Source organism: Acinetobacter sp. YH01003 (genome assembly GCF_013420525.1).
Classification (GTDB): Bacteria; Pseudomonadota; Gammaproteobacteria; order Pseudomonadales; family Moraxellaceae; genus Acinetobacter; species Acinetobacter towneri.
The window spans coordinates 1-15,244 of record NZ_VOXY01000016.1 but is presented as its reverse complement, the minus strand read 5'-3'; the positions used below and the strand labels follow the sequence as shown (position 1 = coordinate 15,244).

The following is a 15,244-nucleotide window of genomic DNA, read 5'->3' as shown; positions in this document are numbered from 1 at the left end:
TTATTGTTGTTAGCGTATCGCAATGAGTTTTAATTGCCCTTGGTTACTGAGCGCGCGATGTTCCATATCCACTGCAGAAGCCAATGGCGTTAATAATACATAGTGGCTATTTTTTGGAAGTTGCAGCATGCCCTCTATCACCTCATGTTGTAAGACATTGCCTGCAGTATCCTGATTTCTAAAACCACCAGCACCTTCAATCACACAGCCTTTTTGATCCAGAAAAACCACAAACGGCCAATAAAAGGTCGGTTGATTTTGCTTCGTAGCATAAGAGTTGATTTGAATATTTTGAATATTGCCTTCTAACTTCACCAATTCATAATCAAATTTTTCGGTTAAGGGAGCTCTAGGCCACAAATTTAAATCTTGTTGTGCTTTTAAGGTTTTAGCTTTATTTTTTTTGCTTTCAGCAAAACATTGCTGCCCCAAACCCTCAATTGCTTCAGCTTGATTAACACGATAATAGTCTGCAGCCAAAACAATAGCGTGAGGCTCAGCAACCGATTGCTTTTTAAATAATTTATTGAGAACGGAGCGGCTTACACCACGTTCACGTTCGACCACTTGCATACGAGTACCACCGCCATTTTTTGTGTCAATTATGCCTTCTGGCATACTATAAAAGCGTTTTTTTCCTTCTAAATTAAACTCCTGATCTTCCAAATACTCACTTTTAACATACTGTTCTCCCGCCATCTCCATAAAACCCGTTTGTTGGGCAGATGCATGCGATGCTTGATCTGGTGTTTTTTTAGAAACAGACACTGTGGATGGATCAATCGCAAATTGCTGAGGAAGCTGTTGTAAATCCTCTAGTACAGATGGTTTTACCGCGACTTTGTTGATCGCTGCTTCTTTTGCCAATCCTGTTTGATGAACAGATTCCGCACTGGAAATATCTTGCTGCACTGCATTTGGCTCAGTGTGTGATGCACGCAATGATGAGTTCTCTTTGCTTTGACTAGCCTGATTTTGTGACATAGCGGATTGTTCTGAGATATTCGGCTTAGACAAATTCAGTTGCTTGCTCGCCTGAACAGAAATATTTTTAGATACCTGAACGGATGTTTGAGCAGTTATCTGCTGTACTTGATGCACCTTGTCTTGCTTAAACTGGTCTTGTTGTTGGTTTTCTTGTAGTTGCTTTTGTTGGACTTGCTTTTGCTGTTGTGCGGTTTCCAACGCCTGTATCGTTTGCTTTTTTTCTGCAGCATTACGCTGCACCACAATTGGACGACCATCTGGTCCAATAATGGTGTAAAACTGATTCGCGTAACACACCGATCCCATACTGAAAATCAGTGTGAGTATCGACTTTGAAAATAAAGTCCGTTTTATTTTCCGTACTGAACTTACCATCGTGTTCTATAACTCAATCCAAGAATTGTAATTTTTGTATCCGTTTTCACATTCAAACCCGCATAAGGGTTTAACAGCAGGTTATTCACACCTTCCTTATTGGCTAAGCTACTGGTATTGGCTGGAATTTTATCCTTACTTTGTAAAAAGCCGATGGATAAATCAAGGTCTGTATCTGCATCAAAACGATATCCCACACCCAGACCGAATAAACGTGCATTATTAATTGGTACCATAGTGTTACGTTTATTGTCAGGAATCGCACTACCACGTGGTTCATAACCCGCACGCAGTTTTAAACGGTCTGTGGCTGAATATTCGATGCCAACACCCCAGTTCCACGGTGACTTAAACTCTAATGGCAAAGCTAAACTGTCATCAGACACATGCTCCGAAAGCAATTTTGCAATTTTTAATGCCGAGATTTGACGGTCAAACTCGAATTTGAATTTATCCCATGCTTTATAGTCAGTCCAGCCCACATCAAAATTGACTTGTAAATCAGGCATGACTTTATATTTTATCCCCGCTTGAAAGTGCGCAGGATATTCAAAATCCATAGAAACCAAACCAGACTCACTGGCTGGAATATAACTTGGGAAACCTAAAATTGCCGCTAAAATCTGACCTGTTGGTGAAGACATCAAACCATTAATTAACTCACGCGGTGCTTTCGAGTTATCAATATGATATTTGCCCTTTAAGCGCATTTTAGCTGCACTCTGATACACCATACCAAAGCTAAAATCTTCTGTCGGTTCCCACAAAATACCCAAGTTATAACTCGGGCTTAAACTTTGCTCAACCGCCAGTTGCATTTGCCCAAAACGGGAAAATGGATTCATACCTTCTTCGGCATTACAAATCCCGAGCAACAAAATATCGGTAATGATGTCTGAATTTTCTTTAAATGGCGTACAGACCACTTCATCCACCATACGTAACATCCCGATCAGTTCATTCGGGAAGCGTAAATCGGTATTCATGGCGATGGCTTGGTAAGACATCCCTATTGACGCACCGACTGACAATTCATCATTGACTTGATAGGCGATAGATGGAGAAAGATAGGTGATACGTTCTAAGGCAACCTGTTGTCCCATAAAGTTACCAGGGTTACCATTTTCGGCACCAAAGCCCGCAATCAACGGCGCATATAATGCGGTGGCAAAGGTCACTTTGGAACCTGGTGGATTATAGGCAATACCGTTGGTTGGCGCTGCCAGTGGCATGCCTTTACCCAAATCGACAAATTTTTTCAGAATCGGGACATACAGCGTTGGATATTCTACATCGGCTTGTACTGTACCTTTAAAATCGGTACAAAAATCGGCCAAAATTTCTGGTCCATCGTTACACACCACAGGGTCATCAGAATAACCAAATACGTCATAACCTGCTGGAACGGAAAGCTCACGCTGTACATCAAAATGTGCCAACACCCCTTGCACATCTGTTTGCAAACCTTCAATCTTGGTCAGTGCAGCAGGGTTAAAGTGAATCGCACTAATACCAGGAGGATCTGCAGTGACCGCATTCCCCATAGTCAAAGAACGAATATCGACAGATAAGTTTTGTCCAAGCTGCGCAAAAGCAGCCCCTGAACAGCCCGACAGTATAATTGCAGTCACTAACGGGCGAAGTCGTATCATTTTCATGCGACTAGCCTCTTAGCGAATTTTTTTACCGAAACCGAGAATATCCAGTGGGAATGACAAACCAAGTGATACGTCTGGCGCGTCTTCGGTCAGACCGATTCCTACCGTACCATTCACAATGGTTTCAGGTGAAACGCGAACGCCTAATGAAATAGCCAAAGTCGAACTGGTCTGGTCTGCAGGTGAATAGCTTTCACCCGTATGATAAGTAAACTCCGAACCTGTATTAAAGCTTTGCTGATAGGACATGGTCATCGACACATCGTAGTTAAACGAATAAGCAAAACCAAAAGCAAAACCACCACTAATACCTGGCTCAAACTCTTCAATAATACGGCTACCGCGAATTTGATTGAGACCGCTTTCTTTAAAACCATAGTTGGCTGAAGCAGAAGCAAACAATACAACTGGGTCAATATACTTACGCGTACTTGCACCGATGCCTGCAGAGTAGTAACCCTTACCTGTTGATAAATCTTTAACAGGATTAATCTCGTAAGGACTATCCCCCGTTTTGGTCGATAAATTTGCGAATAAAATTAAAGGTAAACGCCCCGCTTTTAATGGGAATGGCTCCCAACGTGCACCTAAAGAAATATCCCCCAAGCCTGCTGCCGTGGCATCTTTTAACAAGTCTGACTTTGCAACCAATGGTACAGAAGCAGATAAAGTTAAATTGTCACGCAAACCATATTGTGCGGTGAAGGTGTTAGTTAATGCGTGGGACGCATTTTCTTGCACACGAAGCTGATACAACTGACCTTGAGCCATTTCAAGGTCGAGCTGCGTATCACGATGATAGGTATAATCAATATCATAATAAGATGAAATATCACCTTGTTTCATGAGCGAGTATTGACGCTCATTCGAGGTAAATACTTCTTCTAAATTCGCCTCTTTGGTTGCATCGCCCTCTTGCTGTTGCAAAGCAGATGATGCTGCTTGTACGCCATTTGTAGCGACAACCGCACTATTTGTTTCAGCACTTGTATCTGCAGTTGATGCTGCTGTATTTGATACTTCTGCCTGTTCAGCTGTAGTTTCATATTCCCCTAATTGCGTCTCCTCTGCGGCATAAGCCACCCCAAATGCCATTTGAATACTGAGAGCCAATAAGGTTTTATTCATCCATTTACGATCCATGATTTACCCCTTCCATTTTTTATTTTTGTATTTCGTGAACAACTAATTACTTGTTTTTATAGTAGAGTCTTAAAAAACGATGCTCGTACTGTCCATAATTTTCGGAATCTTTATTTACATTACGTTCCAGACGTATTGTCGATGCTTTATCGGCTATTTTTTCCATCGCAAATTGTGGATATTGAATATCAACAAAGGCATAACGATTCACTGTTGCATCTTCCACATGACGTAAATCTTTTTCATGTAATGCCAACATATTTTGTCGATGCTGAGGTGCTACATTAATTAAGAACAGGGTGTTATTTTCCCAAACGTCCTTAAATCGTTCTTCATCAAAACTAATATTGCCCAAAGCTGGGTCAGCCACATAAACCCGCCCATTTTTATAGGCTTTATACACCACAAAATGTTTAAAACCTGCATAAGAAATTGGTACGATTGCAGGCTGCCCTTGCTTGACTAAATCTTCAAATTCACCACGATACCCCCCACTCTCTAGCCCTAAAGCAGCAACAAAGCGCTTCATATCTAACAATGAAAAACTACGACGCTCGATAATTCGCTCATACTCTCCATAACGAAGTAAACCACTCATGGTCTGTTGTTCGTTCAGTTGTGTGCCAACATAACCATTGAGCAAAGTCGTTAACGCTGCAGAACCACAGCTATAGTCATAGGCTTGGCGTACAATGCCACGGAATTGATCTTCTAAAGCAGGTTTAATTTGCACAGGTTCTCTATGCATACGGGTAAATGAATTATTTCTAGAATCCAAAGTTTCTGTATAGTGCACAGCTTCTGGATGCTGTTCTTTTAAATCAAAGGCTTGTGTGGCAGCGTAATAGATCAATGCCGAGCCCAAAGCGATCTCTAACATATATTTTTACTTTTTAGTTCTCGGCAATACCTGCCTAATATTTTTATTTTTAGAGTTTTCACTCTACTTCCTTGTATTTAGAAAGATACTCGTTTTATAGAAAAAAAAAAGAGCTTTCTATATTTTTTTGCGAACTCATCAGTTTATTTGTAAAAAAAAGCGCGTGAATTCACGCGCTTTTTCAGTGTTTAAATTAGTGACCCGAAATGGTGATTTTTGCACCTTGTGTATAACCAGCAGGTTGCAATGTATTACCACCGTAATAAGTTTGTAAGCCTTGAACTTCCATATCACCAATAGAAGCAGCAGTCTTACTGCCTAAACGGATACCTTGTACATAATTATCTTTTGCACCACCATGGCTAATGATTTGAATATAGCCATTGTTTGCACCTTCCTTACCTATCACACTAATATCTTGCTTTAAGGTTAAGTCCGTAGAATTAGCATCTGCAAACTTAATACTTTCAATAAAGATTTCACCTGCTGCACGATTACCTACAGTACCATCACCAGTACCTGCTTTAGTAGAGTTATCTAAAATACCTAAGTTTGCAATTTCTAAACCACCCACCATTGTGGTATCAAGTTTAATCATGGCACCTTGTGGCGCTGCACCCAATTGAATATTGGCATCCATTTTACCTGTTTTTAACGTTAAGCCAGATAAAATTGCATTATAGTTGTTATCATCATTACCACGACGAATGCTCGTAGCACCAGCTACTGGCTTAGCATTCGATGCAGAGACACCAATTTCACCAATATTAATTTCAAGCCCAGCTACTTGAGCAGCTACATTAATAAATGCACCACCATCAGCAGTCTCACCAGCATCTGTATCAATGACTAAATCTGCTAAATTATGAGAAGCCAATAAATATTTTGTTGGATTTGTCACATCAGACATATTGGCTTCAATAACCACACCGTGATTCGCTGTTTTTCCTTCGCCATTGCCCTTAATTACGATAGCACCTGCCTTTGAAGTACCACCGAAACCTAAGTCTCCAGCAGCACCTTTTGCAGCCAAACCATCATTATCATGGATTAAAAGTTTTTCGATTTCGATTTTAGAAATACCAATCCCGATGCTTAAACCATCTTGACCAGTAGTTGCGCTTAATGCAGTATCGTCCATTGCCTGCATTGCCATTGCATTTGTCGTTAACGCGATTGATGATACCAAAGCAAGTTTAGTAAATTTTTTCATCTTGTTACTCTCCCGAGAGTATTATTTTTTTGGTTTTACCACTCAGTGCCAGTGATTGTGTTTTTATTTGATGAGGACAACACTAACACACATTCCTTGAGTAGCCGGTTTGCACATACAAAGGTATATCTGAGTTATTTTTTGTTCAACTGCTGTTGGTCGTAATCCACATCTTACCGACAAACGGTTATTTGCTTTTTATCTGCTGCAATCATGTAAAATAGCCTTTTAAAATCTCTCAGCTGTTTACGCTTTATGTCCTATCCTACTCATTTTAAAAAATTATTCTGTGAACCTGAATATGAGGCTGCAAGAATTTTGCAAGCTTTGGCAGCACTTTCACATTGTATTTATTTGCAAAATAATGGAAAGGCACGTATTGCTTTTTTGGCTGAACGCTATTGTGTGCAGCAAAACCATCAACATTTTTACTTTCAAAAAACGGCATTGGATCAATATGAATTAAGTCCAACTCAATTAGATTTAACAGCTCATCTCGGTGCTTTAGAAGATGCTGACACCGCCCCATTTTGCAGTGTAATGGGGTTTGTTTCGTATGATGCAGCAGCACAGCAACACATCAATATGCAGTCTCGTCCCCAGCCAAGTATTTTTTTAGGTCAATTTAAAAGCTATTTACAGCAAGAAACTGATGGCTGGTATTTTTATAGTTCAGACGATGCTGCTACTCAAATCTTTGATTTTATTTTAAATTTATATACTCAATCAACCATAATTGAACAGTTCCAATTAAGCCAAAAGTGTCAAGCCCGCTGGAATTTCACAGATTACCAACGCGCCTTTCAACATGTTCAAGACTATATAGTGGCAGGAGATTGTTATCAAATTAATCTTACGCAAGAGTTTAGCGCTGAGGCTCAAGGTCAACTTTTAGAGACTGCAGCTCAGTTTTGGCAACTGACCAATGCACCTTATGCAGGTTATTTACGTATTGGTGATTTTGAAATTTTAAGTTGTTCGCCCGAACTCTTTATCGATTTTGAGGAAAATCGAAAAATTACCACAAAACCCATTAAGGGCACGATGCCACGTTATGGCGATCCTGAATTAGACCGACAATCGAAACAACAATTAAGTGAATCTAAAAAAGATCAGGCTGAAAATGTGATGATTGTGGATTTATTACGTAATGATTTAAGTGTTTATGCCGAAACTGGCAGCGTCAAAACGCCAAAGTTATTCAATATTGAGTCTTTTAACCAAGTGCATCACATGGTCAGTGAAGTGACCGCAACACTAAAAGCCGAGATGAATCCTTTTGATGTGTTGATGTCTGCCTTGCCAGGTGGGTCAATTACAGGCGCACCGAAAATTCGTGCCATGCAAATTATAGATGAACTCGAAGGTGCAGCACGTGGCGCCTATTGCGGCTCTATGGGTTATTTTGATGCCGATGGAACGGGTTCTTGGAATATCCTGATCCGTTCTATTCAGAAATATCAGCAAGATGTTTCATTATGGGCTGGTGGTGGCGTCACGATTGCATCTGTTTGTGAAGCAGAATATCAAGAATGTTTTGACAAGGTTTCAGCGATGTTGGACTTATTGAACCGCTGGTACAAACCTGCGCAATAGCATGTCGCAAAAACAAAAAAAGCGAGTGAATTCAATGCTTCACTCGCCTCTACGATATTTTAACAATTAAGCCAAAATATCGTATTTTAAAGTATCTACTAAGCGTTGATTTTGATCATCTGTACCAATAGTAATGCGCAAATATTGATTGATGCGTGGTTTATTAAAATAACGCACAATAATACCGCGTTCACGTAATGCTGCAGCTAATTCACCTGCATCCTGTTGAGGATGTGATGCAAAAATAAAGTTGGCGTGTGATGGCAATATCTTAAAGCCCAAGCTCGTTAAATCCGTCACCAATTTCTCACGGCTAGCAATAACTTTTTGGCATTGGGCTTCAAAATACGCCTGATCTTGAAAAGATGCCACCGCAGCTGCAATGGCAAAACGATCCATTGGATAAGAGTTAAAACTATTTTTTACGGCTTCCAATGCGGCAATTAAATGTGGTTGTGCAATCGCAAAACCAACACGTAAACCTGCCAATGAACGTGATTTAGAGGTGGTTTGACACACCACTAGATTCTCGTACTTTTCCACCAATTTCACTGCAGACTCTGCACCAAAATCGACATAAGCCTCATCAATCACCACCACTGAATTTGGATTGGCCTGTAAAATTTCTTCAATCGCGCTTAAACCTAAAGCAATACTGGTCGGTGCATTCGGATTGGTGATGATAATGCCACCATTGGCTTGCTTATAGTCATCAACTACAATTTCAAAATCATCATTTAAAGGCAAAATTTTAGTTTTTACCCCAAAAAATTGACTATATACAGGGTAAAAACTATAGGTGATATCCGGATACAGTAACGGCTGTTCCTGAACAAAAAAAGCCTTAAAAATATGTGCAAGGACTTCATCTGAACCATTGCCAACAAAGACATTTCCAACAGCTACATTTTGCTGTTTCGCAATGGCTTGCTTAAGCTCAGACGCATCTGGATCTGGATATAAACGCAGTGCATCTGCCGAGTTTTCTAAAACCTTTTGCACCGCTTCCACCACTTTAGGCGAAGGTGGATACGGGTTTTCATTGGTATTCAATTTTAATAAATTTTGAATTTTTGGCTGCTCACCCGGTACATAAGGCTCTAGCTCACGTACTTCAGGGCTCCAAAAACGCATTTGTTCTGCTGTGATATTCATTTTGTATTCTCTTTAAACCCTCTCCTAACCTCTCCCAAAGGGAGAGGAATTTTCATTACTAAAGACACAAAATTTGTGTGGTTTAAATTCCCCTCTCTTTATTAGGAGAGGGTCAGGGAGAGGTTGTAATGCTATTTATGATTGATAACGATAACGTGCTGATCGTGCATGCGCATCCAGATTTTCCTGCTTCGCTAAAATATCAGCGGTTTTCGCCAAACTTTTCACGCCCTCAGCTGAACACATAATCAGACTTGAGCGTTTTTGGAAATCGTAAACACCCAATGGCGATGAAAAACGTGCTGTACCCGACGTTGGTAATACGTGGTTTGGCCCTGCACAATAATCACCAATCGCTTCTGGTGTATAGCGCCCCATAAAGATCGCACCCGCATGACGAATTTCTTCTGCCATCACTTGTGGATCATCCATACACAACTCCAAGTGTTCGGGCGCAACTTGGTTGATCAATTCAATAGCCTCTTGACGATCTTTGACTAAGATCAATGCACCACGATTTGCAATAGAAGTGCGGGCAATTTCAGCTTTAGGCAAATTCGCCAAGTGCTGTTCAATCGCTTGTTCAACCTGATTCAGCAATTGCGCATCTGGTGTAATAAAAATAGATTGTGCAACCGTGTCGTGCTCGGCTTGGGAAAGTAAATCCATCGCCAACCATTCAGGATTATTTTCACCTTCGGCATAAACCAAAATTTCGGATGGCCCAGCAATCATATCAATGCCAACCTGACCAAATACAGCACGTTTTGCAGCCGCCACAAAGCGGTTACCTGGCCCCGTAATTTTATCTACCGATGGGATGGTTTCTGTACCATAAGCCAATGCAGCAACAGCTTGCGCTCCGCCAATGGTAAATACACGAGTCACCCCTGCTAAATATGCAGCCGCCAAAACCAATGGATTGAGTTCACCATTCGGTGCAGGTACCACCATAATAATTTCAGGTACACCAGCAACATGCGCAGGCACGGCATTCATGAGCACAGAAGATGGATAAGATGCCAAACCACCTGGTACATAAATACCAACGCGATCTAATGGCGTGACTTTTTGCCCAAGCGTGTTGCCCAAAGCATCAACATAAGTCCAGCCATCCTGCTTTTGCGCTTGGTGAAATTCACGAATACGTACAGCAGCCAATTCCAAAGCTTCACGAACTTCGTTATCTAAAGCATCAAATGCGGCTTTCAGTTGTTCCTGACTTAACTCAAGTTCTGAAAATTGATGCGCTGGATGTCGATCGAACTGTTGAGTGAGTTTAAGAACCTGAGCATCACCGTGCTGACGCACATCAGCAATAATTTGATCTACAGTTTTTAAAAGTTCAGGATCACTGACAGTTTCAAAAGCCAACAAGTCTGCAAAGGCTTGTTTAAAGCTTTGATCTTGAGTCGATAAACGTCGCATCAATTTACCCACAAGGTTTGATAGAAAAGTTTAGTTTACCTTGTTTCTAGGGCTTTGTGGGAATCTATACATGGCGAAAGCAGTATGTTTTGATGGAAATTCACGTTCAAAATCATTCAAGAACAGAATCATGGGTGGACATAAAAAAACCGTCATTAAATGACGGTTTTTTGAGAAAGCAGGATGATGGATGCAAAGTTAAGCAGATTGTTTTGCCAACTCGCGTTCTACCACTGCTTTTTCAAGTTGTGCCAAAATTGGATTGAGCAAATCTTGCTTGCGCTTAAAACTGGCTTTATTGACAATTAAACGTGAAGATACTTTACAGATTTCTTCTAGCGGCTCTAAACCGTTGGCACGTAAAGTATTACCTGTATCAACCACATCGACTATGTAATCACCCAAACCGACCAATGGTGCTAATTCCATTGAGCCATAGAGTTTAATGACATCAACCTGCTCGCCTAAGCTGGCATAGTATTGACGGGTCAAATTCACATATTTAGTGGCAATTTTTAAACGACCTTTTGGACGCTGCATACCAACTTTGCCCGCAGTCATCAATTTACAATTGGCAATTTTCAGATCCAGCGGCTCATATACATTTTGAGCGCCATGCTCCATCAGCACGTCTTTACCCGCAACCCCAATATCTGCTGCACCATTTTCAACATAAGTTGGTACATCAGAAGCACGTAAAATTAAAATACGCACTTGTTTATGTGTGGTTGGAAAAATCAACTTACGTGATTTATCTGGATCTTCCAGTAAATTAATTCCCGCAGTTTCCAATAAAGGCAAAGTTTCTTTTAAAATTCGCCCCTTACTTAATGCCAAAGTTAAACCATGATCAAAATTGCCCATGACGTCAAAATTTGGATCATCGTTTCTCATGTCATTCATCAATTTACTCGCTTAATTTGGGCGCCTAAACCTTGTAACTTTTGTTCTACATTTTCATAACCGCGATCAATATGATAAATACGGTCAATCAATGTTTCGCCTTCTGCCGCCAATGCTGCTAACACCAACGAGAATGAGGCACGTAAATCAGTTGCCATAACAGGTGCAGCAGAAAGTTTTTCTACGCCTGTCACCACCGCATCATTGCCTTCTACCTGAATATTGGCACCCATACGTGACAACTCAGGGACATGCATAAAACGGTTTTCAAAAATAGTTTCCGAAATGGTAGCAAAACCGCGTCCAATCGCATTCACCGCCATTAACTGTGCTTGCATGTCTGTTGGAAATTCAGGGTGTGGTAAAGTTCTGAAACTCACGGCTTTAGGGCGCTTGCCCATCATATCCAGTTCAATCCAGTCATCGCCACGTGTGACTTCCGCACCCATTTCTTCAAACTTATCTAACACAGATTCTAGCAAGGCAGGATCGGTATGTGTGGTTCTGATTTTACCGCCCGTAATTGCAGCTGCAGCCAAATAAGAACCTGTTTCGATACGGTCAGCAACTACTGAATACTCACAACCATGCAAGTGTTCAACACCTGTAACCACTAAAGTATCGGTGTCTAAACCTTCAATTTTAGCGCCCATTTTGATGAGCATTTGCGCAAGGTCGGTAATTTCAGGTTCACGTGCAGCATTACGAATAGTGGTAACACCATCTGCCAATACCGCAGCCATGAGAATGTTTTCTGTACCGCCAACAGTGACCATATCAAAGACCACTTCGCCACCTTTAAGGCGACCATTGACTTTGGCATTTACATAGCCATTTTCAACTTCAATTTCTGCGCCTAAAGCTTCAAGTGCTTTAAGATGTTGATCGACAGGACGTGAGCCTATTGCACACCCCCCTGGCAAAGATACTTTTGCACTACCATAGCGCGCAACCAATGGGCCAAGCACCAAAATAGAGGCACGCATGGTTTTTACCAATTCATAAGGTGCAAATTGGTTGTCCAACGTTGAGGTATCTGCAATGACTGTATCGCCTTCATAAGACATTTTAATGCCCAAGCCTGCGATCAACTTCACCAAGGTATTTACATCTTTTAAATTTGGAACATTTTTCAATGTAATTGGCGTTTCTGCAAGAATCATTGCAGCAAGAAGTGGCAAGGCTGCATTTTTTGCACCAGAAATACGCACTTCACCTTCGAGCTTATTACCGCCCTGAATTAAAAATTTATCCATTAAATTATTAAGCTCCAAATAAGCTTGCTTTACGCCATTCTTCTTGTGTCATTGCACGAATTGTAACCGCATGAACTTCACCGCTGGCAATATAGCTATTCAATGGTGCATACACTGCTTGTTGACGAGCAACAGGACGCTTACCTTCAAACTGATTATCTACAATACGAAGATCAAACTTGCCGCCTTGCCCACTTACAGCAACTTCAGCCTCTGGAAAAGCAGCTTTTAAAATTTCAGTGAGCTGTTCACTATTCATCACAAAGACCTCTTATAGGACCAACGGTGTAAAAACCTGTCATTTTACTATAAATAGAAAAAATAATTCATTAATCCTATACATTATCGCAATAAAAAAAGAGGTTTATCCAAAACCTCTTTTTAAATCACATTTTAACTAGATGGCTAAAGGCTGATAATCCAACTGCATCTTCCGATGTTTCTCTAACTGACGTTTTAATTTTTCTGTCATCATCTTAATTGAAGTATACATATCATCTGCACTAGCCTGCGCAAAAAGCTCCGTTCCAGGTAAACGAATAATTGCTTCTGCAATATGATTGGCGCTGCCTTTTTTAGAATGTTTATCGATTTGATGATCTTTACTTAATTTCACCTGCATACTATTGACCTGATCCAGATGTTTGGTCATTTGTGCAAATTTAAGTCGAATATTTTCTTCAATTGCAGGGGTAATAGCTAAGTGATGTCCACGAATTGTTATTTGCATAATTCTATCCCTCACCTTCATTAGGATTAGGAAGGCATAGTTCACATGATTGATTGCCAAATAACAGATCACTGCAGCGGTCACTTTAAATCATGTCTAACTATTCCTTCAAAAAAAATTCATTATTTGGTCATAATGAATCCTTAGAATAGACCGATTTTAAAAATTAGATCAAGACTTTTCGTTCAGAAGATGACGGAATATTTAATGACTCACGATATTTCGCAACCGTTCTACGTGCCACATCAATTCCTTCTTCCTTAAGAAGGTTTGCAATTGTGTTGTCTGACAAAGGTTTACGTGGATTTTCCTCTGCAATTAATTTTTTTATCTTGGCGCGAATCGCAGTTGAGGATGCTTCTCCACCTGAACTTGTTCCAACATGACTTGAAAAGAAATATTTCAATTCAAATAAACCACGTGGAGTTAACATATATTTATTAGTGGTCACCCGTGAAACTGTAGATTCATGCAACTCCACCTCATCGGCAACATCACGCAAAATCAACGGTTTCATTCCTTCAGCACCAATTTCTAAAAATTCACGTTGATGCTGCACAATACAAGTCGCTACCTTTAATAAGGTTTTATGACGTTCATCAACACTTTTAATAAAGTTTTTCGCATCTAGCATTTGATTACGCAAATATTGATTATCTTCACTTTGATCTGCGCGTTTAATCATATTGGCATAAAACGAATTAATTCTAAGCTTAGGCACAACATCAGGATTCAGCTGCACCTGCCAATGGTCCTGCTTTTTACTGACCACTACATCTGGAATTTGATAATCTGACTCCTGATCTTCAAATGCTGTACCAGGATGCGCTTTCAAGGTTTTTAATAAAGCCACTGCATGCTGTAGCTGATCTGCGCTTAAACCCGTTTGCTTAATTAACTTGGCTAAATCATTCGAAATTAATAACTCATAATGCTGCAAGAGTTGCAGTGCTTCCTGCCGATAAGGCACATCTGTAGCCAAACTTTCAAGCTGAATAGATAAACATTCCGCCAAATTACGCGAACCAATACCAATCGGCTCTAAACGCTGAATATGTTTCAAAACGACCAAAACTTCATCGTCTTCAACTTCATCTTCGTATTCCATGGAGATCAATAAATGTTGCACAGATGTAGTGATTTCAGATATTTCACAATCCAAGAAACCATTGTCATCCAAAGCATCGACAATACAGTAGGCAATGAGCTGCTCGACTTGAGAAAAATGCAACAGATTGATTTGTTGCATCATGTGCTCTTTTAAACCTAAATGTCCCTGACGATTATCCTCGCGCTCTTCATATTCCGCTGCTCCCAAACTCGTGGGTAAATGAGTGTACACATCATCCCAGTCTGTATCGACAGGCAAGTCATTCGGTAGATGATCTGCATTTAATTCTTTAGTCAAATCCTTTTGATCATGCTCTTGCTCTTGCTCTTCTAAGGTGGATAAACTTTCGACACTACTTTGTTCTTCGACTTTTTCTAATAAGGGATTACTGTCCAACTGAATTTGAACTTCTTGTTCAAGTTCCAAGCTCGAAAGTTGAAGCAAACGAATGGCTTGTTGTAACTGCGGTGTCAGTGACAAGGAGTTTGCAACTTTTAATCCAACCGATAACTTCATTTTCACCCACTCTTTTAAATTTATGTTTTTCAACAACTTAATATATAAGTTTTTGATAAGCAATTTCTATGCCGTTTTATTAGGTATAACATAGATTCATTAAAAGACATAAAGATTTTAATCAGAAGTTCTGTTCAGATTTCTTTCTACTTTTCTTTCCCACATAAAAAAACACCCCCAACGCTAGTTGAGGGTGTTTAGAATAATGAGCTGGCGATGACTTACTCTCACATGGGTAACCCCACACTACCATCAGCGCGAAGAGGTTTCACTTCTGAGTTCGGGAAGGGATC

General features: G+C 40.3%; 13 protein-coding genes and 1 rRNA gene. 1 reads left to right on the top strand and 13 read right to left on the bottom strand.

Features of this window, described 5'->3' with window-relative positions:
• Positions 1-9 precede the first annotated feature (9 nt).
• The 5 genes from filE to FTT70_RS11430 all read right to left on the bottom strand — a co-directional run bounded on the left by filE (position 10) and on the right by FTT70_RS11430 (position 6,256).
• Positions 10-1,362: a putative pilus assembly protein FilE gene (gene filE / locus FTT70_RS11450; protein WP_131261919.1), complete on the bottom strand. Its 1,353-nt coding sequence runs from the start codon at positions 1,360-1,362 to the stop codon at positions 10-12.
• Positions 1,356-3,020, bottom strand: coding sequence for an OmpP1/FadL family transporter (locus tag FTT70_RS11445; protein WP_004975217.1), 1,665 nt, complete (start codon positions 3,018-3,020; stop codon positions 1,356-1,358). The genes filE and FTT70_RS11445 overlap by 7 nt, the downstream gene beginning before the upstream one ends.
• Before the next feature lie 12 nt (positions 3,021-3,032).
• A complete protein-coding gene (locus tag FTT70_RS11440; protein WP_131261920.1) occupies positions 3,033-4,163 on the bottom strand; it encodes a hypothetical protein in 1,131 nt (376 codons plus the stop codon).
• Between the two features lie 46 nt (positions 4,164-4,209).
• Positions 4,210-5,043 carry a C39 family peptidase gene (locus FTT70_RS11435; protein ID WP_131261921.1) on the bottom strand — a complete coding sequence of 278 codons (834 nt, stop codon included), beginning with the start codon at positions 5,041-5,043 and terminating at the stop codon, positions 4,210-4,212.
• Positions 5,044-5,236: 193 nt separating this feature from the next.
• Positions 5,237-6,256: a DUF6160 family protein gene (locus tag FTT70_RS11430; protein WP_131261922.1), complete on the bottom strand. Its 1,020-nt coding sequence runs from the start codon at positions 6,254-6,256 to the stop codon at positions 5,237-5,239.
• Positions 6,257-6,511: 255 nt separating this feature from the next.
• On the opposite strand from FTT70_RS11430, the gene pabB reads away from it, so the two are divergent.
• Positions 6,512-7,852: an aminodeoxychorismate synthase component I gene (pabB, locus tag FTT70_RS11425; RefSeq protein WP_004975209.1), complete on the top strand. Its 1,341-nt coding sequence runs from the start codon at positions 6,512-6,514 to the stop codon at positions 7,850-7,852.
• Between the two features lie 66 nt (positions 7,853-7,918).
• On the opposite strand, the gene hisC is transcribed toward pabB, so the two are convergent.
• The 8 genes from hisC to rrf form a co-directional block, all read right to left on the bottom strand.
• Positions 7,919-9,007 (bottom strand): histidinol-phosphate transaminase, encoded by a 1,089-nt coding sequence (gene hisC / locus FTT70_RS11420; protein ID WP_131261923.1) that lies wholly within the window; start codon positions 9,005-9,007, stop codon positions 7,919-7,921.
• A 135-nt stretch (positions 9,008-9,142) separates the two neighbouring features.
• Positions 9,143-10,447 (bottom strand): histidinol dehydrogenase, encoded by a 1,305-nt coding sequence (hisD, locus tag FTT70_RS11415; protein WP_162495523.1) that lies wholly within the window; start codon positions 10,445-10,447, stop codon positions 9,143-9,145.
• A 186-nt stretch (positions 10,448-10,633) separates the two neighbouring features.
• A complete protein-coding gene (gene hisG / locus FTT70_RS11410; protein ID WP_167846233.1) occupies positions 10,634-11,338 on the bottom strand; it encodes an ATP phosphoribosyltransferase in 705 nt (234 codons plus the stop codon).
• Positions 11,338-12,594, bottom strand: coding sequence for a UDP-N-acetylglucosamine 1-carboxyvinyltransferase (gene murA / locus FTT70_RS11405; RefSeq protein ID WP_004975199.1), 1,257 nt, complete (start codon positions 12,592-12,594; stop codon positions 11,338-11,340). Before murA ends, hisG begins: the two co-directional genes overlap by 1 nt.
• A gap of 7 nt (positions 12,595-12,601) precedes the next feature.
• On the bottom strand, positions 12,602-12,853 hold the full coding sequence (gene ibaG / locus FTT70_RS11400) for a BolA family iron metabolism protein IbaG (RefSeq protein WP_004975198.1): 252 nt from the start codon (positions 12,851-12,853) through the stop codon (positions 12,602-12,604).
• A gap of 138 nt (positions 12,854-12,991) precedes the next feature.
• Positions 12,992-13,324, bottom strand: coding sequence for a ribosome hibernation-promoting factor, HPF/YfiA family (gene hpf / locus FTT70_RS11395; protein ID WP_004975196.1), 333 nt, complete (start codon positions 13,322-13,324; stop codon positions 12,992-12,994).
• Positions 13,325-13,490: 166 nt separating this feature from the next.
• Positions 13,491-14,951 carry an RNA polymerase factor sigma-54 gene (locus tag FTT70_RS11390; RefSeq protein WP_180168634.1) on the bottom strand — a complete coding sequence of 487 codons (1,461 nt, stop codon included), beginning with the start codon at positions 14,949-14,951 and terminating at the stop codon, positions 13,491-13,493.
• Between the two features lie 208 nt (positions 14,952-15,159).
• Positions 15,160-15,244 (bottom strand): 5S ribosomal RNA (gene rrf, locus FTT70_RS11385); the annotation flags it as partial.